General features: G+C 60.7%; 23 protein-coding genes and 1 pseudogene. 7 read left to right on the top strand and 17 right to left on the bottom strand.

What is annotated here, in order from left to right; genetic code table 11:
• The coding region (locus BI292_RS26625) for an OB-fold nucleic acid binding domain-containing protein (protein WP_256592742.1) at positions 1–465 on the top strand (465 nt) is incomplete at its 5' end.
• A gap of 49 nt (positions 466–514) precedes the next feature.
• On the opposite strand, the gene BI292_RS26620 is transcribed toward BI292_RS26625, so the two are convergent.
• The 7 genes from BI292_RS26620 to BI292_RS26590 form a co-directional block, all read right to left on the bottom strand.
• The gene (locus tag BI292_RS26620; protein ID WP_101209748.1) at positions 515–1,177 is read right to left on the bottom strand and encodes a flavin reductase family protein; all 663 of its coding nucleotides are present in this window, start codon (positions 1,175–1,177) and stop codon (positions 515–517) included.
• Positions 1,178–1,233: 56 nt separating this feature from the next.
• Entirely contained in the window at positions 1,234–2,721 is a 1,488-nt protein-coding gene (locus tag BI292_RS26615; protein ID WP_101209747.1) for an amidohydrolase family protein, read from the bottom strand.
• Entirely contained in the window at positions 2,718–3,905 is a 1,188-nt protein-coding gene (locus BI292_RS26610) for an amidohydrolase family protein (RefSeq protein ID WP_101209746.1), read from the bottom strand. The genes BI292_RS26615 and BI292_RS26610 overlap by 4 nt, the downstream gene beginning before the upstream one ends.
• A 280-nt stretch (positions 3,906–4,185) precedes the next feature.
• Positions 4,186–5,238 carry an extracellular solute-binding protein gene (locus BI292_RS26605; protein ID WP_101209745.1) on the bottom strand — a complete coding sequence of 351 codons (1,053 nt, stop codon included), beginning with the start codon at positions 5,236–5,238 and terminating at the stop codon, positions 4,186–4,188.
• An 18-nt stretch (positions 5,239–5,256) separates the two neighbouring features.
• Positions 5,257–6,045 (bottom strand): ABC transporter permease, encoded by a 789-nt coding sequence (locus tag BI292_RS26600; RefSeq protein WP_092269384.1) that lies wholly within the window; start codon positions 6,043–6,045, stop codon positions 5,257–5,259.
• Positions 6,042–6,959 carry an ABC transporter permease gene (locus tag BI292_RS26595; RefSeq protein ID WP_101209744.1) on the bottom strand — a complete coding sequence of 306 codons (918 nt, stop codon included), beginning with the start codon at positions 6,957–6,959 and terminating at the stop codon, positions 6,042–6,044. The genes BI292_RS26600 and BI292_RS26595 overlap by 4 nt, the downstream gene beginning before the upstream one ends.
• A 1-nt stretch (position 6,960) precedes the next feature.
• Positions 6,961–8,046 carry an ABC transporter ATP-binding protein gene (locus BI292_RS26590; protein ID WP_101209743.1) on the bottom strand — a complete coding sequence of 362 codons (1,086 nt, stop codon included), beginning with the start codon at positions 8,044–8,046 and terminating at the stop codon, positions 6,961–6,963.
• 140 nt (positions 8,047–8,186) lie between these two features.
• On the opposite strand from BI292_RS26590, the gene BI292_RS26585 reads away from it, so the two are divergent.
• From BI292_RS26585 to BI292_RS26575, 3 genes are all read left to right on the top strand, one after another.
• The gene (locus BI292_RS26585) at positions 8,187–8,876 is read left to right on the top strand and encodes a GntR family transcriptional regulator (protein ID WP_092269376.1); all 690 of its coding nucleotides are present in this window, start codon (positions 8,187–8,189) and stop codon (positions 8,874–8,876) included.
• Between the two features lie 181 nt (positions 8,877–9,057).
• On the top strand, positions 9,058–11,169 hold the full coding sequence (locus BI292_RS26580; RefSeq protein WP_101209742.1) for a PAS domain-containing sensor histidine kinase: 2,112 nt from the start codon (positions 9,058–9,060) through the stop codon (positions 11,167–11,169).
• A gap of 227 nt (positions 11,170–11,396) precedes the next feature.
• Positions 11,397–14,027, top strand: coding sequence for an excinuclease ABC subunit UvrA (locus BI292_RS26575; RefSeq protein WP_101209741.1), 2,631 nt, complete (start codon positions 11,397–11,399; stop codon positions 14,025–14,027).
• A 504-nt stretch (positions 14,028–14,531) separates the two neighbouring features.
• Here BI292_RS26575 and BI292_RS26570 read toward each other — a convergent pair.
• From BI292_RS26570 to BI292_RS26545, 6 genes are read right to left on the bottom strand one after another with little or no spacing between them, the layout of a single operon-like run.
• A complete protein-coding gene (locus tag BI292_RS26570) occupies positions 14,532–16,475 on the bottom strand; it encodes a response regulator (RefSeq protein WP_101209740.1) in 1,944 nt (647 codons plus the stop codon).
• The gene (locus BI292_RS26565; RefSeq protein WP_101209739.1) at positions 16,465–17,340 is read right to left on the bottom strand and encodes a sensor histidine kinase KdpD; all 876 of its coding nucleotides are present in this window, start codon (positions 17,338–17,340) and stop codon (positions 16,465–16,467) included. The genes BI292_RS26570 and BI292_RS26565 overlap by 11 nt, the downstream gene beginning before the upstream one ends.
• The gene (locus BI292_RS26560; RefSeq protein ID WP_101209749.1) at positions 17,333–18,337 is read right to left on the bottom strand and encodes an ATP-binding protein; all 1,005 of its coding nucleotides are present in this window, start codon (positions 18,335–18,337) and stop codon (positions 17,333–17,335) included. Before BI292_RS26560 ends, BI292_RS26565 begins: the two co-directional genes overlap by 8 nt.
• Positions 18,334–18,738: an anti-sigma regulatory factor gene (locus BI292_RS26555; RefSeq protein ID WP_092269361.1), complete on the bottom strand. Its 405-nt coding sequence runs from the start codon at positions 18,736–18,738 to the stop codon at positions 18,334–18,336. Before BI292_RS26555 ends, BI292_RS26560 begins: the two co-directional genes overlap by 4 nt.
• Positions 18,735–19,097 carry an STAS domain-containing protein gene (locus BI292_RS26550; RefSeq protein WP_092269358.1) on the bottom strand — a complete coding sequence of 121 codons (363 nt, stop codon included), beginning with the start codon at positions 19,095–19,097 and terminating at the stop codon, positions 18,735–18,737. Before BI292_RS26550 ends, BI292_RS26555 begins: the two co-directional genes overlap by 4 nt.
• Before the next feature lie 4 nt (positions 19,098–19,101).
• Positions 19,102–19,953, bottom strand: coding sequence for an STAS domain-containing protein (locus tag BI292_RS26545; RefSeq protein WP_101209738.1), 852 nt, complete (start codon positions 19,951–19,953; stop codon positions 19,102–19,104).
• A gap of 266 nt (positions 19,954–20,219) precedes the next feature.
• Here BI292_RS26545 and BI292_RS26540 point away from each other — a divergent pair, with 266 nt between their 5' ends.
• Positions 20,220–20,531 (top strand): hypothetical protein, encoded by a 312-nt coding sequence (locus tag BI292_RS26540; protein WP_101209737.1) that lies wholly within the window; start codon positions 20,220–20,222, stop codon positions 20,529–20,531.
• 73 nt (positions 20,532–20,604) lie between these two features.
• Here BI292_RS26540 and BI292_RS26535 read toward each other — a convergent pair whose 3' ends face one another.
• Positions 20,605–21,126 (bottom strand): DUF4142 domain-containing protein, encoded by a 522-nt coding sequence (locus tag BI292_RS26535; RefSeq protein WP_101209736.1) that lies wholly within the window; start codon positions 21,124–21,126, stop codon positions 20,605–20,607.
• A gap of 216 nt (positions 21,127–21,342) precedes the next feature.
• Here BI292_RS26535 and BI292_RS26530 point away from each other — a divergent pair, with 216 nt between their 5' ends.
• The gene (locus BI292_RS26530; RefSeq protein ID WP_101209735.1) at positions 21,343–21,585 is read left to right on the top strand and encodes a DUF465 domain-containing protein; all 243 of its coding nucleotides are present in this window, start codon (positions 21,343–21,345) and stop codon (positions 21,583–21,585) included.
• A 103-nt stretch (positions 21,586–21,688) separates the two neighbouring features.
• On the top strand, positions 21,689–21,946 hold the full coding sequence (locus BI292_RS26525; RefSeq protein WP_101209734.1) for a hypothetical protein: 258 nt from the start codon (positions 21,689–21,691) through the stop codon (positions 21,944–21,946).
• A gap of 148 nt (positions 21,947–22,094) precedes the next feature.
• On the opposite strand, the gene BI292_RS26520 is transcribed toward BI292_RS26525, so the two are convergent.
• From BI292_RS26520 to BI292_RS26510, 3 genes and pseudogenes are all read right to left on the bottom strand, one after another.
• Positions 22,095–23,174, bottom strand: coding sequence for an SMP-30/gluconolactonase/LRE family protein (locus tag BI292_RS26520; RefSeq protein ID WP_101209733.1), 1,080 nt, complete (start codon positions 23,172–23,174; stop codon positions 22,095–22,097).
• On the bottom strand, positions 23,171–24,316 hold the full coding sequence (locus BI292_RS26515) for an SRPBCC family protein (RefSeq protein WP_101209732.1): 1,146 nt from the start codon (positions 24,314–24,316) through the stop codon (positions 23,171–23,173). Before BI292_RS26515 ends, BI292_RS26520 begins: the two co-directional genes overlap by 4 nt.
• Before the next feature lie 116 nt (positions 24,317–24,432).
• Positions 24,433–24,624: pseudogene (locus tag BI292_RS26510) on the bottom strand (LysR family transcriptional regulator); the annotation flags it as partial.

Here is a 24,624-nt window from a genome sequence, read left to right as displayed (position 1 = left end):
GGTTTACCGAGTCAGGAAGAGGTGGAGGTGTCGTTGCCCAAACCGACCGTGGGCGAGGATTTGCACGCCGATTACGCGACGGTCGGCACCACGCTCGGCCCGCACCCGTTGGCGTTGCTGCGCGCCGAACTCAAGGCCCGACGTTGTCGCAGCTCCCGGGAATTACTCGACGTCGAGCACGGGCGCCCGGTCAGCGTCGCCGGGCTGGTGACCGGGCGCCAACGACCGGGCACTGCCAGCGGCGTGACTTTCGTGACCCTTGAAGACGAATTCGGCAACGTCAACGTGGTGGTCTGGCGCGACTTGGCCGAACGCCAGCGCCAAGTGCTGGTCGGCGCGCAATTGCTCAAGGTCGATGGGCGCTGGGAAAGGGAAGGCGAGGTGCGGCACCTGATCGCCGGACGCATGAGCGATTTGAGCCCGCTGCTGGACGGCATCCACGTGCGCAGCCGGGATTTTCATTGAGTGCCGATCGTTCCCACGCGGAGCATGGGAACGATCAACGGTGAGGCCATTATTTGGACAATGGCCAAAACCGTTCACCGCCCCCCGGCGTCTCGGTCCACGCCTGCAACGAGCGGGTTGGCAAGTCGAAATAATCGCGGGTTCGTGCATAACCGTGGCCACCCATGCGCCCGATCGCGTCCAGGCCCAATTGGTCGATGTACAGGGTTTTCGGGTCGATCAATTCGTCGCGCACATGCGCCATCAAGACCTCGCCAAAAATGATCTCCCGCGATTGGCCAATCGACAGCGCCATCATTCGTCGACACTCCAGCGCCACCGGGGCTTCGCCGATGCGTGGGCATTTGACCGTGGTGCCGGGGATTGCGGTGAGGCCGGCGGCAGTCAGTTCGTCGAAACCCGGCGCGAACGGCACGGCGCAGACGTTCATGGCTTCCACCAGCGCATCGCTGACGATATTCACGGTGAATTCCTGATTGAGCTGGATGTTGCGCGTGGTGTCCTTGGGGCTCTGGTCGCCGTAGTTTTCCACGCCGAGCGCGAGGATCGGCGGGTCGGCCGACAACGCATTGAAGAAACTGAACGGCGCCGCGTTGATCCGGCCTTCGCCATCAATGGTGGTGACCAACGCAATCGGCCGAGGCACGACGCTGCCGATCAGGATCTTGTATTTGTCGCGTGGGCTCAGTTGGCTGAAATCGAAACTTTGCATGGCAGCTCTCTATGAAAAAACGCGCTATGAAAAAAACGCTCTAGGGCGAAAACGCTTTAAAGAAGGGGATCAATCGCGCTCAGCGGCGCGTCTGCGCTGTAGTCATCGGCGAACGGGATCGCCGGTTTGAACAGGGTTTTCCAGTCCGGTTGGCCAAACGCCCGAGCACTGTGGCTGCGCATCAGTTTTTCGAATTGGCGTTGCGCCTGACGCTGTAACGCCGGGTAATCGACGCCCTGCACCTGACCGTCCTGCATCACGCAGCGACCGTCGATATAACTGGCGATGCAGTCGTCACCACGCCCGGCGAGCACGAGGTTTTTCAGTGGATCGAACAGCGGCCCGAGGTGCTGGCCGCGCAGGCTGAAGACGGTGATATCAGCCTTGGCCCCCGGCGCCAGGCGTCCGAGGTCGTCGCGGCGCAAAGCCTTGGCGCCGCCGAGCGTGGCGGCGTTGTACAGGTCCAGCGTGCTGGTCAGGGCGTTGCCGCCCTCCATCAACCGGGCGATGTTCAAGCCGTGGCGCATGTTCTCCAGCAAATCCGCCGGCCAGGTATCGGTGCCCAACGCAAAGTTGATGCCCTTGGCGCGATAACGGCCGAAAGAGTTCAACGCCTCGCCGTCACGGGCGAACACCAGCGGGCAATGCACCAGGCTCGCGCCGCCGTTCACCACGCGCTGAAGATCTGCGTCGCCGTCGGTGTAAATGCCGTGGGGCAGCAGGCTGCGCGGGGTCAGCAAGTCCAGTTGCTCGAGCCAGGCCAGCGGTGAAACGCCGCGCAATTGCTTGACCATCGCCACTTCGCCCAAGCCCTGGCAGCAGTGCAAACGCATCGGTGCATTCAGTTCGCGGCTCAGCGCGGCGGTGCGTTGCAGCAGCGCCGGGGTACAGGTCTGGATGCGATCCGGGAGCAGGGCGCCACGAATCAAGCCGTCGTGGGCACCGTCGAAATCCTGAAAAAACCGCGCCGCTGCTTGCAATCCGGCGAGGCCGCGAGCTTCGTCCCAGTGATGACCGAGAGTGCCGTCGGCGCGCCAATAACTCATGCCGCTCATGTAGCAAGGCCCGAGGTAAGTGCGCAGGCCCAACTCGCCAGCCACAGCGGCCACCGCCGCGAACTCGTCACAGGTTTCTGCCCATTCGCGGTAGTACATCGAGGTGATCGGCATCGCCGTGGTGATGCCGTTGCGGATCAGTTGCGTGAAGGCGTAACGGTACTTGAAGCGCTCTTCGTCGGCGGTGTAGCTCTCGCGCGGACCGGCCGCCAGATAGTCTTCAGACCACATGCGGCCCATGCCGCGCTCGTCACCGTTGTCGAGGGTCAGCACCGTCGAATCGAGATCGCCGAGGGCGTCGAGGTCGATGAAACCGGGGCCGATCAACGCGTTGCCGTAGTCGATCCATTGATCCACCGGGCCGGGGTAATTGCGCCCGACAAACTCGATGCGCGAACCGCGAAACACCACTTCGCCGTCGCGCCACAGCACATGCTGAGTACCGTCGAACCCGACCACGCAAGCGGCTTTCAAGCCAATGCGTTTCACAGGCGACTGTCCAGCAAACGGCCGGCCGTGGCGATCAGCCGGCCGCCGCGATAGACCTCGCGCAGCGGACGTGAAACAACCGCTTCGCCCAGGGTCTGCACGGGCATCAGCAGAAAGTCTGCCGGGCAGCCGATGTCCACGCCATAAGCCTCGCAGCCCAATGCCCGCGCACCGTTCACGGTGGCGGCGTCGAAGGCTGCCGCCAGTTCTTCGTCCTTGTTTAGGTCAAACCGGAACGCCAAAAGCATCGCGCGTTCGAGCATGTCGCCGTTGCCCATCGGCGACCAGGCATCGCGGATGCCGTCCGACCCCAGGCACACATTGACCCCGACCGCGCGCAAAGCGAGGTAAGGCGGCACCGCGCAATCGGCTGGCGCTGAACTCATCAGTGAAATGCGCAGCGCTGCGAGGCGTTCGGCCACCGGTTGCACCTGGCTCCACGGCAACATGCCGAGGCAATAGGCGTGACTGATCATCACCCGGCCCTGAAGCCCGAAACGTTCGGTGTAGTCGGCGATCAATTTGATTTGCCACAGGCCCAACTCACCTTTGTCGTGCAGGTGAATGTCGACCCCGCGCTCGAATTCGCTGGCGAGCTTGAAGACAAAATCGAGCTGGGCGATGGGGTCATTGTCGATGCCGCAAGGGTCGAGGCCGCCGACGTTTTCGACGCCGAGCGCCATGGCCTCGCGCATCAGTTCGGCGGTGCCGGGGCGGCTGATCAGCCCGGTTTGCGGGAACACCACCAGTTGCAGGTCGATGAGGTCGCGATAGCGCTCGCGCAGTTGTTGCAGGGCTTCGACGTGGCGCAGGCCGAATTCCGGGTCGATGTCGACGTGGCAACGCAGGGTCAGCGAGCCACGGGCGATGCAGTTTTCCAGAAGCGCGCCGGCGCGTTGGGCGATGGGCGTTTCGACTTCGCGCAGGACGTTGCGCTCGTTGGCGATGTAATCCTTGAGCGTCGGCCCCGCGCTGTTCGGCCGCCAGGGTTGGCCCCAGAGGGTTTTATCGAGGTGGACATGGCTTTCCACCAGCGCCGGGGTCAGGAGTTGGTGTTGGCCGTCGATATCAGTGGCGGCCAGCGGTGCAGCGGACGCCGGGCGACGATCCTTGAACAGACCGTTTTCGATCAGCAGATCCTCGGCAGGGGCGCCGTAGGGGCAGACGTTGCGGAGCCAGGTCATTTTTTACCTCTGAATATTTGGTGTTTGGGCGGGCCTCTTCGCGGGCAAGCCTCGCTCCTACAGGGGGTTTGTGTTGATCATGGGCTGTGTGAACAACCCAATACCCTGTGGGAGCGAGCTTGCTCGCGATGGCCGTTATGCGGTGTCTGTTCGGGCCTCTTCGCGGGCAAGCCTCGCTCCTACAGGGGTTTTGTGTTGATCATGGGCTGTGTGATCAACCCAATACCCTGTAGGAGTGAGCCTGCTCGCGATGGCCGCACCTCGGTTCAAAGCCAGCCGATCAACCCTTGAGCTTCGACCAGATCCGGTCTTGCAGCTCGCGCGCCTTGTTGCTGCATTCTTTTTCCGGGCGCAGGCGCGAGGCGAATTCGTCGGGCATGTTGATCGCGTCCATGACTTTCCATTTGGCATCGAGCAACTGGTCGCTCTGAATCCCGTTGGCGTAGGCAATCGCGTTCGACACCGCGGCGGCGTTTTCCGGCTTCATCATCCAGTCGATGAAAATCTTCGCGTTGCCAGGGTGCGGCGCGCTTTTCGGTACGGCGAAATTGTCCTGGAACATCGCCACGCCTTCACGCGGATACACGTACTTGATGCTGCTCTTCTGCAACGTCGCGCGGGCGGTCGAACCGTTCCAGTTCTGCATCATGATCACCTCGCCGGACGCCATGCGGTCCACGGTGTTGTCCGAGCTGTACATCTTCAGATGCGGTTTCTGCTTTTGCAGCAGCTCCAGAATGCGCTTGGCGTCCTGCGGGTTTTCCGTGCATTCGTCGACGTTCAAATAATGGCTGGCGGCGTTGATCACACTGCTGGACGTGTCCAGCGCGGCGAGTTGCCCTTCGAGCTCTTTGCGCGGCTCGAAAAACTCCTTCCACGAATCATCGAGCTTGCCGCCCGGGACCCGCGCACTGTCATAGGAAAACCCGGTAGTGCCCCACAGATACGGCGCCGAAAACTTGCGGCCAGGGTCGAAACTCGGGTCGCGGAACGCCGGTTTCACGTACTGGAAATTCGCCAGTGATGGCGCATCGATTTCCAGCAGCAAATCCTGCTTGATCAAGGTTTGCATGATCGATTGCGACGGCACGATCACGTCATACGCAGCGCCGCCGGCCTGCAACTTGGCGAGCAGGGTTTCGTTGCTGTCGTAGCCGTCCATGGTGACTTTGATCCCGGTTTCCTTTTCAAACTTGGCCAGCAAATCCACCGGGTAATAGTCGGTCCAGTTGTAGAAAAACAGTTCTTTGGGTTCGGCAGCCTGGACGCTAAATGCGCTGAAGCAACTCAGGGCCAGACCAGAAATAGCCAAACGCAGGGTTTTCACTTTCATAAAAGAGCTCCAGATTTTTTATTGGTTTTTGCCGCGCTGTCCCAGCCAGAAGGCCAGCACCACCAGCACGATGGAAATCACCAGCATCAGGGTCGAGATCGCGTTGATCTCCGGGGTCACGCCAGCCTTGATCGCCGAGAAGATGTACACCGGCAACGTCGTCGAGCCGGGGCCGGCGACGAAGAACGTCATGATGAAATCGTCAAGGCTGACCACAAACGCCAGCACCGAACCGGACAACACCGCCGGCCACAGCAGCGGCAGCGTCACCCGGCGAAACACCTGCCACGGATTGGCGTACAGGTCGTTCGCCGCTTCCAGCAGACTTTTGTCCAGATCATTCAGACGCGCGCGGATCGGCAGGTAAGCGAAGGGAATGCAGAAGCCGATGTGCGCGACGATCACCGTCAGCAAACCGAGCTTGATTCCCAGCGCCATGAACAGCAGCAAGGTCGCCACCGCCGTGACGATTTCCGGCAGGATCAGCGGCAGGTTGATCCCGCCCTCGACCATTTTCTGCCCATAAAACGGCCGGTAAGTCGCCAGTGCCGCGAGCAGCGCAATCGCCGTGGCACAGACCGTGGCGATGCTGGCGACGATGATCGAATTCAGCGCGGCGGTCTGGATCGACGGGTTGGCGAGAATCCTCCCGTACCAGGCAAACGAGAACTCGGTCCATACCGTCGCCGAGCGATTGGCGTTGAAGCTGTAGGCGATCAGCACAAAGATCGGCACGTACAGGTAGGCGAGGATCAACAGGCTGACTTCACGCGTCAGCGGCAGTTTTTTCAGATGCAGAGCGATCATGCGGTGGCTCCTCGACGAAGTGTCTTGCTAGCGCGGCGGCTATACAGTGCGTAGAACACCAGCGACACCAGCAGAATCCCGAGCAACAGGAACGACAGCGAGCTGCCCAGCGGCCAGTTGCGCGCGGTGCCGAATTGCTGCTGGATCAGGTTGCCGATCATCAGCGTCTTGCCGCCGCCGAGAATCGCCGGGGTGATGAACGCACCGAGGCTCGGCACAAATACCAGCAGCGCGCCGGCAATCACGCCGGGCATCGACAGCGGCAAAATGATCCGCTTCAGCGCGTGCCAGCGATTGGCGCCGAGGTCGTAGGCGGCTTCCACCAGACGCCAGTCGAGTTTTTCCAGGGTCGAGTAAATCGGCAGAATCATGAACGGCAGAAAGCTGTAGACCAGCCCGACACTGACCGCGAAGTCGTTGTAGAGCAGGGTGATGCCACCGGCCTGCGGCAACAGCGCATTCAGGCTCTGCGCGACCCAGCCCTGTTCGCGGAGGATGATCAGCCAGGCGTAGTTGCGGATCAGCAGGTTGGTCCAGAACGGAATGGTGATCAGCAACACCATCAAATTGCGTCGGCGTGGGGTCAGGCTGCTCATCCATAACGCCACCGGAAAACCGAACAGAAAACACAGCAGCGTCGTGCCGCCGGCCTGAAACACCGAGCGCAACAGGGCTTGGGCGTAAACCCAATTCAGCTCCAGTTCACCGTCGAAACCTTCCTGGAAAAAAAGCTGCACGTAACTGTGCAATTGCCAATCGGCCTGCCAGTCGACACCACCGTAAACGTTGCGCGGCAGCAGGCTGATGTAACCCATGATGCCCAGCGGAATGGCGATCAACGCGAGCAAAGTCAGAACCACCGGGCTGAGCAACAGCGCGCGGTTGAGGGCGGGAGAAGTGCTGCTGACGCTCATCTCAGGCCTCCATCAACAGGCAGGCGTGCGGCGGCAGATTGACCGCCACGCGATCGCCGACGACACGGCCACGGTTCAGGCCTTCGTTGTTTTCGCGCAGCATGACTTTGATGTCGTTGTTCAAACGGCATTGATAGAGCGTCGCGGTGCCGACGTACAACACCGCTTCGATCACCCCGCGCAGGTGATGCGGCTGCGTCGGGTCAACCAGTTGCGAACGCTCCGGGCGAAACGCCAATTGCACCGCTGCGCCGTCAAAACCGTGGGCGGGGCAGGGGATTTCCACCGGCATGCCGTTCGGCACAAAGAGTTTTTCGTTGTGCTGACCGCGCTTGAGCTGGCCGGGGAGGAAATTGATGTCGCCGATAAACTGCGCGACGAACTGATGGTTGGGGCGTTCGTAGATGTCGTTCGGCGTGCCGATCTGCAGGATCTTGCCGGCGGACATCACCGCGATGCGATCGGAAAGCGTCAGCGCCTCTTCCTGATCGTGGGTGACAAAAATGAAGGTGATCCCGGCTTCCTTCTGCACGCGCTTGAGTTCGACCTGCATTTCTTTGCGCAACTTGAGGTCGAGCGCTGACAGCGGTTCATCCAGCAACAGCACTTTCGGTTTCGGCGCCAAGGCCCGAGCCAACGCCACCCGTTGCTGCTGACCGCCGGACAGTTCCGCCGGTTTGCGCCGGGCCAAGTGTTGCATTTGCACCAGCGCGAGCATTTCATCGACCCGTTGCGGAATCGACTTGTGATCTAGACCCTGCATCTCGAGGCCGAAGGCGATATTCTGCGCGACACTCATGTGCGGAAACAGCGCGTAACTCTGGAACACCGTGTTGACCCGCCGCTTGAACGGCGGCAAGTGGTTGACCGGTTCACCCGCCAGACGAATCTCGCCATCGCTGACGTGCTCGAAACCGGCGATGGTGCGCAGCAAGGTGGTTTTGCCGCAGCCGGATGGGCCGAGCAGGGTGAAGAATTCGTTGTCGGCAATGTCTACGGACACATTGTCGAGGGCGGGCGCCAGCCCCAGGTCTTCGGAATAGCGCTTGGAAACGTTACGCACTTCAATGGCTATCGGCTGAACCATAATGGTGCAATCCTCTAATTATTGTATGCAATGTTTGGATGCAATTTAGAAATAGCCGGATTAATCTGCTCTTGCAAGCCCCTTTTTCAATGGCTGATCAACGCCAGGGGTGGATTGCACTGGGCCAAAGGAGCGGGGAAATGGTCGAGAAAAAACTGGAAACCACGGTCGACCGTGTCTACCAAGGGGTTTACGAGGCGATCAGCAAGCGTTCGTTGCGTCCGGGGATGAAACTCGGCGAGGCGTCGCTGGCGCAGTTATTTAATGTCAGCCGCACGTCGGTTCGTGCCGCACTCAAGCAATTGGAGGCCGATGGACTGGTCACCACCGAGCCCAATAAAGGTGCGTCGGTGTCGTTGCCCAGCGATGAAGAGATTCGGTCGCTGTTTGAAACCCGGCGTCTGATCGAGATCGGCATCGTCAGCGAATTGTGCCGTCGCCGCGATACCGCGGTGACCCAGGATCTGCGCGATCACCTGTTGCTGGAAGATCAGGCGCACCGCAGCGGCGATCATGAACGGCTGATTCATCTGCTCGGCGAGTTCCACATCAAACTGGCGCGCAGCCTGAATAATCCAGTGTTGCTCGACTGGTTCCAGAAGCTGATTTCGCGCGCCTCGCTGTACGCCGCAGCGTTGGACGACGACAGCCACGAGGTGTGCCGCGACGACGAGCACTTGCGCCTGATCGAGTACATCGAGGCCGGCAATCAGAGCGCCGCGATCGAACTGACCTGCATGCATTTGAATGGCATCGAGAAAGCCATTCTGGATGTCGCCGCCACATTGAAAACTGGCTACCATCCGCTCAAACATTTGATCGAGGTGTAATCGGCAGGCGCCACCAAACCTGTAGCAGCTGCCGAGCCCCAGGGAGGCTGCGTCCACAGTCACCGCCACTCGATGACCGACAGCCGCTGCGAAATCTTCGTTCAGCTATAACTCTATGAAACCATTGGCACTCAGCGTGCTCGAAACCAACGGGCGTCACCACAGGACACAGAGTCAGTCGATGCAGTTTCTTTCCGATAACCACGGTTGTGTTGGCTGGAACGGCGAAATGGCCGGGCGCATCTGTGCGTTCGACTGGAGCCTGACCGAGCTTGGACACATTGATCAGTGGCCGCGCAGCCTGAGCAGTACCGTGCAGTTGATGCTGGCGTCGCCATTGCCGATGGTGATGCTCTGGGGTCCGCTCGGCTACATGATCTACAACGATGCGTACTCGGTGTTTGCTGGCGGGCGCCACCCTTATCTGTTGGGCTCGCCAGTTGAACTGGGCTGGCCGGAAGTCGCCGATTTCAATCGGCACGTGGTCGATACCTGCCTGGCGGGCGGCACCCTGTCGTTTCGCAACAAACAGTTGGAATTGCTCCGCGACGGCGTGCCGGAAGAAGTCTGGATGGACCTCTATTACAGCCCGGTCGCCAACGATGAAGGGCGGCCCGGCGGGGTCATGGCGATGGTGGTCGAGACCACCGCGCATGTGATTTCCGAGCGCCGCCGCCAAGCCGCCGAAGATGCTTATCGCGCCGATAACGAGCGCGTGCGCCTGGCGCTGAATGCCGGGGCGTTGATCGGCTCGTTCGTCTGGGACCTCGAAGCCAATGTGCTGTCCGGCGACGAGCGTTTTGCCCGAACCTTTTCTTATCCTGCCGGATGCAATCTGGCCGACCTGCCAGCGCGCATCGCTGAATCGCGGATTCATCCTGATGACCACAGCTGGGTGCAGGAACGGGTCGAGCAAGCGGTGAAAACCGGCGCGCCGTACAACGCCGAATATCGGGTAATGCGCCCCGACGGCAGTTATCTGTGGGTGCTCGCCAGCGGTTGTTGCGAGTTCAATGAACAGGGCCGGGCGTTTCGTTTTCCCGGCGTGTTGATCGACATTCACGAACGCAAGATCGCCGAAGAATCGTTGCTCAAATTCACCCGCAATCTTGAAGAGCGTGTGGCCAATGAAGTGGGCGCGCGGCTGGCGGCCGAAGAACAGCTGCGCCAGTCGCAGAAACTGGAAGCGATTGGCGGCCTCACCGGCGGCGTCGCCCATGACTTCAATAATCTGCTGCAAGTCATCGCCGGCAACCTCCACTTGCTCGCCCGGCATGAACCGGACAACGCCAACGTGCAGCGTCGGGTCAAAGCTTCGATTGCTGCGGTCGAGCGCGGGGCCAAGCTGTCCTCGCAGCTGCTCGCGTTCGCCCGTCGCCAACCGCTGTCGCCGGCGGTGTGTGACCCACGGAAAATCTTCGACGGCCTCGAAGAATTGATGCAACGCGCGCTTGGCGAAACCATCCAGATCAATGTGAATATCGCCGATGAGCCGTGGCGTCTGCACGTCGATCGCAACCAACTGGAAAACGCCATCCTCAATCTGGCGATCAACGCCCGCGACGCCATGCGCGGCGAGGGCACGATTGACTTGAGCGCCGAAAACATCGCCCTCGACCGGCAGTTCTGCGCCGGTAAAGGCATTGTCGCCGGCGATTATGTGCGCGTGGCGGTGCAAGACACCGGCAGCGGCATGTCGCCCGAGGTGTTGGCGCAGGCCTTCGAACCGTTCTTCACTACCAAGGCTGATGGCCAGGGCACCGGGCTCGGCTTAAGCATGGTTTTCGGTTTCGTCAAACAGAGCGGCGGCCACATCGAGATGTCCAGCGTGCCCGGCGAAGGCACGCGCGTGAAGATGTACTTCCCGCGCAGCTTGCGCGCGTTGCCGGGTGAACCGGCATTGCCGACCGCACAGCAGCGCGGCGGGCATGAAACGGTTCTGGTGGTCGAGGACAACGAAGCGGTGCGCGTCTCGGTGGTCGAATTGCTGCGCGAAGAGGGTTATCAGGTGCTCACCGCGAGCAACGGCGATATCGCGATGCAAATGTTGCTGGAAGGTTTGGTCGTCGACCTGATCTTCACCGACGTGGTCATGCCCGGGCTGATCAAGAGTTCCGACCTGGCGGCGTGGGCCAAAGTGCAAAACCCGCAAGTCGCGGTGCTGTTCACCTCCGGGCATACGCGCGACATCATTTCGCGCAATCACCAATTGAGCCCGGACACGCACCTGCTCAGCAAACCCTACGGCCCCGAAGCGCTGACGCAGATGGTTCGCGCCGTCCTCAATGGCTGACACATAACTCTGTAGGAGCATGGCTTGCCCGCGAAGGCGTCATTTCAGTCGACATCTATGGTGACTGTGAAGACGCCTTCGCGGGCAAGCCTCGCTCCTACAGGTTTTGTGCACGCGCTTTGGGGTGGTGTCTGTGCGCAACGTCGATTTCAATCGCACGATCACGGCCGAGCCCTGTCCGTATCGTTATCGCGTTCAAAAAATACACCTGTAATTAAGGCTGGCCCATGACTTCAAAGCGCACCGCAACCCCTTCCTCCGGCATGGTCAGGGTGCGTGGCGCCCGGGAGCACAACCTCAAGAACGTTGACGTGGACATTCCGCGTGACGCCTTGGTGGTGTTTACCGGGGTGTCCGGTTCGGGCAAATCGTCGCTGGCCTTTTCGACCCTGTACGCCGAGGCGCAGCGGCGCTATTTCGAATCGGTGGCGCCGTATGCGCGGCGCCTGATCGATCAGGTCGGCGTGCCGGATGTCGATTCCATCGAAGGTTTGCCGCCGGCCGTGGCCCTGCAACAGCAGCGCGGCACGCCCAGTACACGCTCGTCGGTGGGCAGCGTCACCACGTTGTCGAGCCTGATCCGCATGCTGTACTCGCGCGCCGGCAGCTATCCGCCGGGGCAGGCGATGTTGTACGCCGAGGACTTCTCGCCGAACACCCCGCAAGGCGCCTGCCCCGAATGTCATGGTTTGGGCCGCGTCTATGAAGTGACCGAAGCGCTGATGGTCCCGGACCCGAACCTGACTATCCGCCAACGCGCCATCGCTTCCTGGCCGCTGGCGTGGCAAGGGCAAAACCTGCGCGACATCCTCGTGACCATGGGCATCGACGTCGATATCCCGTGGCGCAAACTGCCGAAAAAGCAGCGCGACTGGATTCTCTTCACCGAAGAGTCGCCAACGGTGCCGGTGTACGCCGGGCTCACCCCGGAAGAAACCAAAGTCGCCCTGCAGCGCAAAATGGAGCCGAGTTACCAAGGCACGTTTACCGGCGCTCGGCGCTACATCCTGCACACCTTCAGCCATTCGCAAAGCGCGTTGATGAAGAAGCGCGTTTCGCAGTTCATGCTCGGCAGCCCGTGCCCGTTGTGCGAGGGCAAACGCTTGAAGCGTGAAGCGTTGTCGGTGACGTTTGCCGGTTTCGACATCGGCGAGCTGTCGCAAATGACCTTGCTGCAAGTCGCCGAAGTGTTGCGGCCGGTGGCGGCGCAGAGTTATCTCGAACAGGCTGATGAATCCGGTGAGGTGCTCAGCCACAGCCAGACTCGCGAGGCCCGCGAGCAGCGCGTCGCCCACGGTGGCAGTGGCCACGCGAACGCCCCGGACGTGCGTCATACGCCGAACCTGTCGGTGGAGAAACGTCTGGCAGCGCAACGCATTGCCCAGGACTTGCTCGAGCGGGTCAGTACCTTGACCGACCTTGGCCTCGGTTACCTGGCACTGGAGCGCAGCACGCCGACGTTGTCGTCCGGCGAGTTGCAGCGCCTGCGCCTGGCGACGCAATTGGGGTCGCAGTTGTTCGGCGTGATTTATGTGTTGGACGAACCATCGGCCGGTCTGCATCCGGCGGATGGCGAAGCGCTGTTCGAAGCCTTGCAGCGTTTGAAAGCGGCGGGCAACACGCTGTTTGTGGTCGAGCATGATCTGGAAACCATGCGCCGCGCCGATTGGCTGATTGATGTCGGGCCGGCGGCTGGCGAGCACGGTGGGCGGATTCTGTATAGCGGGCCGCCGCCGGGTTTGGCGGATATTTCTGACTCGCAGACCCGCGCCTATTTGTTCGCTGAAGAGGTGAGTAAAAAACGCGTTATTCGCAAGCCGACTGGCTGGCTGAAGCTTGAAGGGATCACGCGCAACAACCTGAATAATTTGAGCGCCGAGTTTCCCTTGGGTTGTTTTACCTCGGTGACCGGTGTTTCCGGTTCCGGCAAGTCGAGTCTGGTCAGCCAGGCGTTGCTGGAGCTGGTCGGCGCGCATCTCGGGCGGGCGGCGAATGCTGGCGAAACCGAGGAGTTGAGCCTCGAAGATGACGCGCCGCAGGTCAGTGGCGGTCAGGTCACGGCGGGGCTGGAGTCGATCAAGCGCCTGGTGCAAGTCGATCAGAAACCGATCGGCCGCACGCCGCGCTCGAATCTGGCGACCTACACTGGGCTGTTCGACAACGTGCGCAAGCTGTATGCGGCGACGCCAGAGGCGCAGGCCGAGGGCTACGACGCCGGGCAATTTTCCTTCAACGTCGCCAAGGGTCGTTGCCCGACGTGTGAGGGCGAGGGTTTTGTCAGTGTCGAGTTGCTGTTTATGCCGAGCGTTTATGCGCCGTGCCCGACGTGTCACGGCGCCCGTTATAACCCGCAGACGCTGGCGATTACCTGGCAGGGCTTGAGCATTGCGCAGGTGTTGCAGTTGACTGTGGATGAGGCGGTAACGGTGTTTGCCGAGCAGTCGGGTATTCGTCGTTCGCTGGAAGTGCTGCGTGATATTGGTTTGGGTTATTTGCGCCTCGGGCAACCGGCGACGGAGCTCTCGGGCGGTGAAGCGCAGCGGATCAAACTGGCGACTGAGCTGCAACGCAATCAGCGTGGCGCGACCTTGTATGTGCTGGATGAGCCGACCACCGGGCTGCATCCGCGTGACGTCGATCGGTTGCTGGAACAGCTGGATACGCTGGTCACGGGCGGGCACACGGTGATCGTCGTCGAACACGAAATGCGCGTGGTCGCGCAGAGCGACTGGGTGATCGACATCGGGCCGGGGGCAGGGGATCAGGGCGGCAAAATCGTCGTGGCAGGCACCCCGCAAACCGTCGCAAAAAACAAGAAAAGTCGCACCGCACCGTTCCTGGCAAATGTGCTTGGATGATCGATGGCGCCCGCGCGGGCCCCATCGCGAGCAGGCTCACTCCTACAGGGGATTTGTGTTCGGCACAGATGCTTGGGTCAACGGGGATCCCATGTAGGAGCAAGGCTTGCCCGCGAAGGGGCCGTCACTGGCGACATCTCTATCGACTGACCCACCGCTTTCGCGAGCAAGCTCAGCTCCTACAGGTTTCGGGTTGAGCACAAAAGCTGTGTCTCCACGCAAATCCCCTGTGGGAGCGAGCTTGCTCGCGATGAGGTCGTGTCAGCCAGATCATTTCTTAATGACCTACCGCCATCGCGAGCAAGCTCCGCTCCCACAGGGAATTCGGGTTGGGCGCAAGTGCTGCGTCGGGTGCGAATCCTCTGTAGGAGCGAGGCTTGCCCGCGAAGGGGCCATCACTGGCGACATCTCTATCGACTGACCCACCGCCATCGCGAGCAAGCTCGGCTCCTACAGGTTTTGGGTTGATCCCTTGTGGGAGTGAGCCTGCTCGCGATTGCGCCGTCAGGTGCCGTCGAGGCTGCGGCGGACTTTTTCCAGGAGTTCGCTGATTTGGAAGGGTTTGACCAGCATGTCCATGCCTTCGCCGAGGAAGACTTGGCGGTTGAGGGCGTTTTCGGCGTAGCCGGTCATGAACAGGATCGGCAAGGATTCGTGCCAGCCGCGCGCGACGTCTGCCAGCTCGCGGCCGGTCATGCGGGGCAGGCCGACATCGGTGAGCATCAGGTCGATGGTCAAGTCGTTCTGCAAGCGTTCCAGCGCTGTTTCGATATCGCCCGCCTGGGTGCAGCGGTAACCGGCATCGGTCAGCACCTCGGCGACGAACATACGCACCGAGGGCATGTCTTCGACAATCAACACATGCTCGCCTGCGCCTTGGGAATCGACCACCACCGGCTCGACTACCTCCATCAGCGGCTCAGCACTCGCCGGCAACATGATCGTCACTTCCGTGCCGCGCCGTGCGACGCTGCGGATGTGCGCATCGCCGCCGGACTGGCGGGCGAAACCGTAAATGGTCGAGAGCCCCAACCCGGTGCCCTGGCCCAACGGTTTGGTGGTGAAAAACGGGTCGAACACCTTATCGATCACGCTGTGTTCAATGCCAGTGCCGTCGTCGCGCACGGCCAGCGCGATATACGCGCCGTCGGTCATGTTCGGGTCGCCGTGCGAGTACGCGGCGTACGTGCTGACCCAGATATTGCCGCCCTGAGGTAACGCATCGCGAGCGTTGATCACCAGATTGAGCACCGCACTTTCCAGCTGAATCGGATCGACCAAGGCAATCGCCGCTTTGTTGGTCAATTCCAGCTTCAGCGCAATCCGTTCACCAATCGTGCGCACCAGCAATTCTTCCAGCGAACGCACATGTTCGTTGATGTCCACCGGGCGCGTGTCCAACGGTTGTTGACGAGCAAACGCCAACAGACGATGGGTCAGCGCGGCGGCGCTCATCGCCGAATTCAGCGCCGCTTCGGCGTAAAACTGCACCTTGTCCAGACGTGAATCGCTGACCCGTTTCTGAATCAATTCCAGGCTGGTAATGATGCCAGTGAGCAAATTATTGAAATCGTGAGCAATGCCCCCAGTCAACTTGCCCAGCGCGTCCATTTTCTGCACTTGCAGCAGTTGCGCCTCGGTGCGCGCGCGTTCAGCGACTTCCTTGGCCAATTGCGTGGTGGCATCGTCGAGACGCGCCAGGTGCGAGCGTTCGCGATGGCGGTGTTCGGTGACGTCTTCGACAAACACCAGGCTCAATTCCGGCGTGCGATACGGCGAAATCTGCCACTCGGTCTCGCGCTCCTGACCTTCGACGCACATGTTCAGCGTGCCTTTCCAGCGCTCGCCATAAGCCAGGCGCAGGCGCAGTTCATCAATCACCGCACCCTGATCGTCGGCGAAACATTCACGTAAAGTGTCCGGGTCGAGGTTTTCCTGAATCAGCTGAGCAAACGCATGGTTGCATTCGTGGACTTTCAGCGTCGCGTCCATCACCGCGATAGGCGCCGAGACATTGGTAAAAATCTCGCGAAAGCGCGCCTCACTCTCACGCAGCGCGTTCTCGGTATCGCGCACCCGCATAAGCGTGCGCAAGGTCGCCAACAGCACATCCGGGTCCACCGGGTGAATCAGGTAAGCGTCGGCGCCCGCGTCGAGGCCGGTGATGATGTCGCCGGTCTGGATCGAGGCCGCCGACACGTGAATCACCGGGAGCAGGGCGGTGGCCACTTCGGCGCGCAGTTTGCGCACGATGTCGAAGCCGCTCATGTCCGGCAGGTTGACGTCGAGGATCAGCGCATCGATCCGTTCGCTGTCGATCAGCGCCAGGCCATCGCCACCGGTGCCGGCTTCGAGAATCGCATAGCCGTGGCTTTCCAGGCGCCGGCGCAAGGCGTAGCGGGTGGCGACGTTGTCATCGACGATCAACAAGCGGATGTCACGTTTCATCGGCGGGCTCCACAGGAATGGCCAGCGGGATGATCACAAAAAAGGTCGAGCCAGTGCCCGGCGTGCTCTGCACCCCGACCTCGCCACCGAGGAGCGCGGCGAAGCGTTTGCACAGCGACAAGCCTAGCCCGGTGCCGCGCAAGCGTTTCTGCAAAGGTGAGTCGACCTGCGAAAAGTCCTCGAACAATGCGCCATGTAGCTCCGGGGCGATACCTATTCCGGTATCGGTGACGGCGAAGCGGATGTAATCGCCGTCTTCGAGCCGCGCCGAAACCCGCACTTCACCGCGTGTGGTGAACTTCAGCGAGTTGGAAATGAAGTTGCGCAGGATCTGCGCGAGTTTCTTGTCATCGGTAAACAGCCGTGGAATGCCCACCGGTTCTTCGAAAATCAGATCCACCGCGCCGCCATCGACAATCGGCCGGAACATCCCGCGCAACGCCGAGAACAGGTCGAACATGTCGAACCAGCCCGGCGAGATGGTGATGCGCCCGGCTTCGATCTTCGCCAGGTCGAGCAGGTCGTCGACCATGTCGCTCAACTCGCGTGCGGCACCGCTGACGAACGCCACTTGTTTGTGCTGTTCGCTGCTCAGCGGCCCGTCGAGTTCATCGGTCAGCAGCCCGGTGATGCTCAGGATCGAGCCCAGCGGGGTGCGGAATTCATGGCTCATGTACGACAGGAAACGGCTTTTCAGGTCCGACGCCTGGCGCAATTGATCGGCCTGCTGATCCAGCTCGGCGTACAACGCCAGGACGCCCTGATTGGTCTCGTCCAGCTCTTCACGCAGTGCATTGGCTTCGCTCTGCAACTGCGCGATCAGCGCCGCTTGTTCGTCGGGCGTCAGGTTCAGTGAATCAGCCATGGGCGGCCTCCAGAGCCACGACCAGCACGGTGACGTCGTCGCGCCCACGGCAGAAGTCGCGGTGCAAAATGGCGGCAATTACGGCGGGATGGCGGTGCACCAGGCCGGGGTAATCTTGCAGATTCCAACGAGACTGCAGGCCGTCGCTGTACATGATCAATAACTGTCCATTCACGTGAGCATAGTCAAAGGGTTGGGCTTTCCGATATTGGCCACCGACGATTCCGGGGTGCGAGGCCAGGCCACGGGACTTGTCCGGGGCAATCAGGCAGGCGCCGATGTTACCGATGCCGACGAATCTCAGCGAGTCGCCGTCGAATTGGGCGATTGCCAATGCGCCGCCACGCGAACCGATCATCGCCCGATGAATGTCTTCCAGCAGCAATACCGGTGAGGCGAACGGCGTCAGCGCGTAAGTCTGCTCACCGGCCCGCGCGCCGCGTTCGGCTTCTTCGCCATGGCCCAAACCGTCGATGACCAACGCGCTGATGCTGGCGCCATCAAACGCCAGGTGAAACACGTCACCGCACGCTGGGTCATCGTGCAAAGAGTGCTGGCTGATGCCGACGCGGCGGTCCGGTGCCTTGTCGTTACGCGGATAGAAACGCGTCAACAGCACGGTGCCGCGCGAGTCGGCATGCACGTCGAACACGTCAGCCTGGCGCGACATGGCGCCGAGGCCGATGCCTTGGGTGCCACGGGTGGAGAAGCCGTCGGCCAGGCACGCTTGCACGTCGAAACCGCCCGCGCGATCAATCGCGAGGATTTCGATCCCGGCGCCCACGGCGCGTGGCAATACCCGCAGGTGCAATTCGCCACGTGCCGCGTGTTTGAGAATGTTGCTGGCGAGTTCCGTCACCACCAGTGCGACGCGTCCGGCGTCGGTGGCGTCGAAGCCATGCTGCTCGGCGAGCTGTTGCGCGGTGCGGCGGGCGTGGCCGATCTGGCTGCTGTCTTCGATCGGCAAAACCTGCGTCAGGGTGCCCCCAATATTCATGTCCATCGGGTAATCGTTATGCGCGTGCCTTTGCCGGGCTCGGTTTCCAGTTCGAATTCTTCCACCAGACGCCGAGCGCCGGTCAGGCCCAAGCCGAGACCACCGCCGGACGTCCAGCCGTCGGTCATCGCCAGTTTCAGGTCGGGGATGCCCGGCCCTTCGTCACGAAACACCAGACGCAAACCGGTACGGCCGCTCTCATCGAGAATTTCCCAATCCATGTCGCCGCCACCGCCATAGACCATGGTGTTACGCGCCAGCTCGCTGACCGCCGTAACCATTTTGGTCAGATCGATCAGGCGCATGCCGCATTCCTGGGCAAGCTTGCGCGCGGTCTGACGGGCCAGGACCACGTCTTGCTCAATCTGAATCGGTTGGCTGCCGCTGCTGCGCACGCTCATTGTTCGCGCACTCGTTCCTGCAGCAGTTTCATCCCCCGCTCGACGTTCAGCGCAGTGCTGACGCCGGGCAAGGTCATGCCGAGTTCGACCAGGGTAATTGCCACGGCGGGCTGCATGCCGACCAATACCGTCTCGGCGTCCATGATCCTCGACAGGCCGGAAATGGTGCCGATCATCCGGCCGATAAACGAATCGACCATGTCCAGCGCCGAAATGTCGATCAGCACGCCGCGCGCGGAGGTGCGGCTGATGCGTTCGGACAGGTCGTCCTGAAGGGTCAGGGCCAACTGGTCATGCATGTCGACCTGGATGGTCACCAGCAGAAAGTCGCCCATTTGCAGAATCGGTATGCGTTCCATGGCCTCATCCCGCCTTGCTGACGGTAATTCCCAAGCGGGTCAGCGCCAGTTTCAGGGCGTCGGCCAGATTGGCCTTGGTCACCACGCCTTGCAGGTCGAGGCCCAGGTGCACGATGGTTTGCGCGATTTGCGGACGCACGCCGCTGATGATGCAGTCAGCGCCCATCAGGCGAATCGCGGTCACGGTTTTCAGCAGGTGTTGCGCGACCAGGGTATCGACGGTCGGCACGCCGGTGATGTCGATGATGGCGATTTCCGAACCGGTGTCGACGATGCGTTGCAGCAGCGATTCCATGACCACTTGGGTGCGTTGCGAATCCAGTGTGCCGATCATTGGCAGCGCCAGCACGCCGTCCCACAATTTGACCACCGGGGTCGACAGCTCCAGCAGTTCTTCCTGCTGACGCTTGATCACCGCTTCACGGGATTTCTGGAAGGTGCGGATGGTGTGCATGCCCAGCGCATCGAGCAGCTCGGAAACTTCCCAGAGTTGTTCGCCGAGCTGCGCTGGATTATTGCTGTAGAGGTTTTGCAGCAGGCTGAACACCGGACCCTTGAGGGAGAAAATGAAGCTGGCGGTCTGCTGCGAATCCTGGCCGAGCAGGGCGCGGCTGTGGGAGAGTTTTTCGAGAAACTGACGAATCTCGTCCCAGGCCGGCGCGGCGATGTTCTGGCCATTGCCTTGCTCAAGGCCGGAAATCACCAACTGGAGAAACTCGGACATCTGTTGCTTGAGGTCCTGTTCCTTGAGATTGCGCGTCGCGCCATTGGCTTCGAGGCCTTTGGTCCATTCGGCAAGCAGTAGCGATTGTTGTGTTTTCATCGCTTCAAGCGTGCTGGTTTGCAGTGCTGCCATGTGTGTCGACTCCCAAAAGGTCTGCACCGATTCCCCAAATTACGATCGGCGCAAATCAGTGACATTTGTGGTGTGAATTAGTTGTTAGCGGGCGCAAGGATATTTTTATCCTGAGCAGAACTCTAGTAGTCACTGCACAAGGCTGCGATCTTTTATCAGCGAGCATGGCACTGTCCATTCAATTTGAACCCTGCGCCAACAATGGCTTCCTATTTTCAAGGCCTGACTGTTTTGGCCGCGCATGTGAATTGACGAGCGAGGTACTTATGAAAGACCAGTCTCAGCAACAGGATCAGGGCGGGGCACCGGTTGACCGCAATGACCCGGCGATCGACCCGCAAGTGCCGGGTGAAGGGGCTCCGGGCAACGATCAGAGCCGCGATCAAGGCGTTGACCAGAACCGCGATCAAAGCCGCGATGAAAATACTGCCGAACCGGAAAGCGCCGACAGCGAAGTCGATCAGAAAAACGTTCACGACGATAACGACAACGAATTCAGTCCCGGTTTCAAACCCGAGCCCGATCGGCCATCGCCGGGTGAAGACACCGATGCCGATATTGATACTGATGGCGGCTGATAACAAACACAAAAACCGCATCCAATGGATGCGGTTTTTTTATGCGGTTGTTTATTCAACTGTTTAAACGGCGTTACTTGCTTGGATGTTTGGCTTGCAATTCTTTCGCTGCGGTCAGATGTTTTTCCAGCGCCGGCAGCATTTTCTGGGCAAAACCTTTCAACTCGGTGGCACCGGCCTTTTTATCGTCGGTGACTGTTTCAGCTTCTTTCTTAAACAGCGCGATGGTTTCTTCGTGGGCCTTTACCTGATTATTGGCATAGGCCGCATCGAACGATTCGTCGCGCATGTCGAGGATTTTTTCCTTGGCTTGCTTGACCAGCGTGGTGTCGTCCGGCACCTCGATGTCATGCTTGGTCGCCAAGGCTTTCAGTTCTGCGTTCGCCTCGGTGTGATCTTTGATCATCATGTTGGCGAAGGCTTTGATGTCTGCCGATGAACTCTTTTCCAGAGCCAATTTGCTGGTTTCGATCTCGGCGATGCCGCCAGCGGCCGCGTTGTCGACAAAATCATTGGAAGTGGCAGCAAAAGCAGTGCTCATACCGGTGCTCAGGGCAACGGCGAGGGCGAGGTGGCGCAGGTTAAATCCGTCCATTGGTTCATCTCCACACGGGTTTTATAAGCGATCAGGTGACCGTTATGTAATGGAGGCTTGCGGGCGACGAAAGGTTTTATCGCAAATGCAAAACGACGACGAACGGACACCGCTGGTCTGACAGCAGGTCGACAGAAGCAGGTAACCGAGGCCATTCTGATGGTTGGCGAACGCAAGTGACCGCGTTTGCTGCCGATCAATAAACGGAGGTGTTCCATGCCGGTGCCACACGATCTTTATCAGGATTTGAATATTTCCAAGGAAGATATCCACCAAAAACGCACCAAGGATCCGTTACTGGATTCACTGATCAACAAGTACTCGCAGGCTGATGCCGAGGTGGTCAAGGCTGAAACCGCACAGTCGGACGCGCCAAGTGATGACGCTCTGAAAAAACTCAAGGAGCGGCGTTTCCAGGTCAAAGAGAAAATTGTTCAGCAGCTTCAGGCCTCGTCCTGACCACCGACGACTGGTGACTGAATAATTGGAACGGCGCTCAAGCCCGGCACCTCGAAAGTACAGAGTCTTCCATCCCCGACTCACTTTTCAGAGGTGCCACCCAATGTCTGATCCACGGTTTTCCAACGAAAAATTCCCCAGCGAACAGCAGGGCGGGTACGACCCGATTCCGACCCATCCAGAACCGCTGAGCCCCGGCCGCACCACCGTCAACCCCGAGGACGAGCCGGGGATCGACGAGCTGCCGAACAACGAAGGCGCCAAGCCGCTGGAGCAAAGCGACGGCACCGACCTCGATCCGGAACGCGTGCGCGAAGAAACCGATAACGCCGAGCACGATAACCAGATCAATCCGCGCTAATCGCAAAGCACCGAGAGCCCCAACCCGAAAAGGCCCCCACAACCCTGTAGGAGCGAGGCTTGCCCGCGAAGGCGTCTTTTCAGTCGACCTCGATGGCGACTATGAAGACGCCTTCGCGGGCAAGCCTCGCTCCTACAAAGGCGGGGGGTTATTGAAGGGCTTTGCTCAGCGGCAAGCGCACCATGTGCTGCGCTTTCAGCGAACCAAAATACAACCACTCGCCATACTCGCGCACCGTGGTAATGGGCGAGTAATTGCCGTCGCTCGCGTCCTGCAGATTGGCAATGACCTTGCCGTCCAGATCCAACCCCAAGGCAAACCCACGCTTCTCAACAGGTTTAGGCAATACGGTCATCGCCCGCGCGATCATCTTGCGCACAAACGGGTGCGGCGCCGTCGCATCGAGTAGCGCATTGCGCGGTGCATACAGCGCCACCCAGAACCGATCGCGACCATTGAACGCGAGGTTGTCCGGCATCCCCGGCAAGTTATCGATGAAAATATCGTGCGTCCCGGCCTTCGGCCCGCTCAGCCAATACCGGCTGATGCGATAAGCCCCGGTTTCGTTGACCAGCACATACGCATCGTCCGGCCCCAGCGTCACGCCGTTGGCGAATTCGAGTTTCTCTAGCAGCACCTCGGTTTTGCCGCTCTGGAAGTCATAACGCAGCAAACGCCCGTCGCCGCCATGCTCGATGATCGCCGCGCCGTCCTTGCCGTAACCCCAGCGGCTCGACGCATCGCTGAAGTAGGCGTAATGCCCGGACTTGTCGATGGCCACGTCGTCGGTAAATCCGAATGGCACGCCGTTGGCCTCGGTGGACAATGGAATGACCTGGCCAAGCGCGTCCAGCGACAGCAAGCCCTTGAGCCCGTCAGCGATCACCAGCATGCCGTTGGGATGCCGCGCGAGGCCCAGTGGCCGGCCTCCGGTGTCGGTCAGCACGGTGCGAGTTTTGCCATCGAGGCTGCTGCGGATCACTCGGCCATCGTGCAGGCCGGTGATCAGCGCACCCTCTTCGAGCAGCAACGCCTCCGGCCCGTCGATATCCGCTGCGCCAATGCGCTCGACGTCCTTGAGGCGTTGATTGTCGGCGTAGACGCCGCTGACCATCGACGGCGCCGGTGCCGGCGTCCACGCCAGCGGATGGACCTTGGTCGGCATCAGCAATAAAAACCCGCCAGTGACGACGATCAGCACCACTGCAAATCTGAGGACTGATCTCACGCGCTCACTCCCGCAGCCGCGACGTGCGCTTGTGCACGGTCGCGCAACGCCGCCAGCGACGCTGCCGATTCTCGTTCGATACGGCGCTTGAGCACTAGTTGATTGGCCATGCGCATGCCCAGGCTGCTGAACTGATAATCCAGCGTGCGCACAAACCGCGTGCCGTCGCCCTCGGCGTCGCACTGATAAGTCAGCACCAGCGGCAACCCGTGATCGCCCCGCGCCCGCGCGCTCCAGCGGCGCCCCGGCAGGTATTCTTCGACGTCCCAGCTCAGATGGCCGTCGCGGCCACCGGCGCGAATATCCTCCTCGAAACGCGCGCCGGCATGCAGCGGGCCGGCGTCGCCGTCGACCTTCAGCGACGACGGATGCCACTCCGGCCAACGGCTCACGGTGCTGGCGTAGGCGAGCACGGCAATCGGATTGGCGGCAATCACGATCTGATGTTGCATGCGGGTCATGGGCGTTCTCGTCGGGTGCGGGTGGGCGTGCTCCGGTTCCCAGTAAAGGGTGCCGAACAGGTAATCCATCAGGGGAAAGACGATATTGAAATTACGTTCCTGCATCAGCTCACGGCGGTGATGCAGTTCATGCAGGCGGCGCATCTGCCGAATCCACGGCAACCGCGTGACCGGATTGCGCGGCGGCAAATGCTCGCAAGCATGGAACACTTCGTATAGCAGGTAACCTAGAACCATGCAGCCACCAAACAGGCCGGCGACGTTGGCGTTGAGCAGCGACAACAACCACCACAGCGGCAGGGTGAAGACCAGTGTGTGCACCACGATCAGCCACGCCGGGAACAGAATCACTCGCCAGTCGCGAGCGTTGTCGTAGGTCATGTGGCCGGGCGCGAAGAAGCTGTGATGGTCGCCGGCATGCCGCGCGTAGAACATCCGCGCAAAACTCTTTTTGTGATGCCCCAAGTGCCGATGCACGCTGTACACGGCGAAGTTGAACAACAGCAGCGTCAACGGCACTGCCAGCCATTCCAGTGGCTGAACCTGCTGCACGGTGCGCCAGAATACGCCTATCGCCAGCACGCCGAACAGCAGCACAAACGCGCCGTGCAGCCACGGGTTATAGAAACGATGGATGTCGGCGCGGTAGCGGCTGCGAAACGCTTGGGTGGTCTGCCTCACTGCAATCACCTGTGATTTTTATCGTCACCGCAGATTAGCCGATTCGTGGGCGCAGGCTTGCTCAACCTTGAGGACACAAACGCCATGCTCCGGTGCAAATGCGCAGGTCGGCGGGGTCAGCCCAACGGGTTCCAGCGTTGCGACCAGTCGTCGTCGGTCTTGATCACCTCGCGCAGCAGGTCGAACGCCTGTTGCAGCGTCGCCGAATCGCGGTCGCGGGAATAAACCAGGTAGGTCGGGTAACTGAATTCCGGCGCTTTCGGCACGGCTTCCAGCACGCCGCTTTGCAGGTAACTTTGCACCACGCG

The organism is Pseudomonas sp. 43NM1, assembly GCF_002836905.1.
In the GTDB taxonomy this organism is placed as follows: Bacteria; Pseudomonadota; Gammaproteobacteria; order Pseudomonadales; family Pseudomonadaceae; genus Aquipseudomonas; species Aquipseudomonas prosekii.
This window is presented reverse-complemented; position numbering and strand designations above follow the sequence as displayed.

Bases quoted from the DNA above. Each gene is read 5' to 3' on its own strand.
- BI292_RS26620 (WP_101209748.1), bottom strand. From the start codon at position 1,177: ATGCAAAGTTTCGATTTCAGCCAACTGAGCCCACGCGACAAATACAAG.
- BI292_RS26610 (WP_101209746.1), bottom strand. From the start codon at position 3,905: ATGACCTGGCTCCGCAACGTCTGCCCCTACGGCGCCCCTGCCGAGGAT.
- BI292_RS26605 (WP_101209745.1), bottom strand. From the start codon at position 5,238: ATGAAAGTGAAAACCCTGCGTTTGGCTATTTCTGGTCTGGCCCTGAGT.
- BI292_RS26600 (WP_092269384.1), bottom strand. From the start codon at position 6,045: ATGATCGCTCTGCATCTGAAAAAACTGCCGCTGACGCGTGAAGTCAGC.
- BI292_RS26595 (WP_101209744.1), bottom strand. From the start codon at position 6,959: ATGAGCGTCAGCAGCACTTCTCCCGCCCTCAACCGCGCGCTGTTGCTC.
- BI292_RS26590 (WP_101209743.1), bottom strand. From the start codon at position 8,046: ATGGTTCAGCCGATAGCCATTGAAGTGCGTAACGTTTCCAAGCGCTAT.
- BI292_RS26585 (WP_092269376.1), top strand. From the start codon at position 8,187: ATGGTCGAGAAAAAACTGGAAACCACGGTCGACCGTGTCTACCAAGGG.
- BI292_RS26580 (WP_101209742.1), top strand. From the start codon at position 9,058: ATGCAGTTTCTTTCCGATAACCACGGTTGTGTTGGCTGGAACGGCGAA.
- BI292_RS26575 (WP_101209741.1), top strand. From the start codon at position 11,397: ATGACTTCAAAGCGCACCGCAACCCCTTCCTCCGGCATGGTCAGGGTG.
- BI292_RS26570 (WP_101209740.1), bottom strand. From the start codon at position 16,475: ATGAAACGTGACATCCGCTTGTTGATCGTCGATGACAACGTCGCCACC.
- BI292_RS26565 (WP_101209739.1), bottom strand. From the start codon at position 17,340: ATGGCTGATTCACTGAACCTGACGCCCGACGAACAAGCGGCGCTGATC.
- BI292_RS26560 (WP_101209749.1), bottom strand. From the start codon at position 18,337: ATGAATATTGGGGGCACCCTGACGCAGGTTTTGCCGATCGAAGACAGC.
- BI292_RS26555 (WP_092269361.1), bottom strand. From the start codon at position 18,738: ATGAGCGTGCGCAGCAGCGGCAGCCAACCGATTCAGATTGAGCAAGAC.
- BI292_RS26550 (WP_092269358.1), bottom strand. From the start codon at position 19,097: ATGGAACGCATACCGATTCTGCAAATGGGCGACTTTCTGCTGGTGACC.
- BI292_RS26545 (WP_101209738.1), bottom strand. From the start codon at position 19,953: ATGGCAGCACTGCAAACCAGCACGCTTGAAGCGATGAAAACACAACAA.
- BI292_RS26540 (WP_101209737.1), top strand. From the start codon at position 20,220: ATGAAAGACCAGTCTCAGCAACAGGATCAGGGCGGGGCACCGGTTGAC.
- BI292_RS26535 (WP_101209736.1), bottom strand. From the start codon at position 21,126: ATGGACGGATTTAACCTGCGCCACCTCGCCCTCGCCGTTGCCCTGAGC.
- BI292_RS26530 (WP_101209735.1), top strand. From the start codon at position 21,343: ATGCCGGTGCCACACGATCTTTATCAGGATTTGAATATTTCCAAGGAA.
- BI292_RS26525 (WP_101209734.1), top strand. From the start codon at position 21,689: ATGTCTGATCCACGGTTTTCCAACGAAAAATTCCCCAGCGAACAGCAG.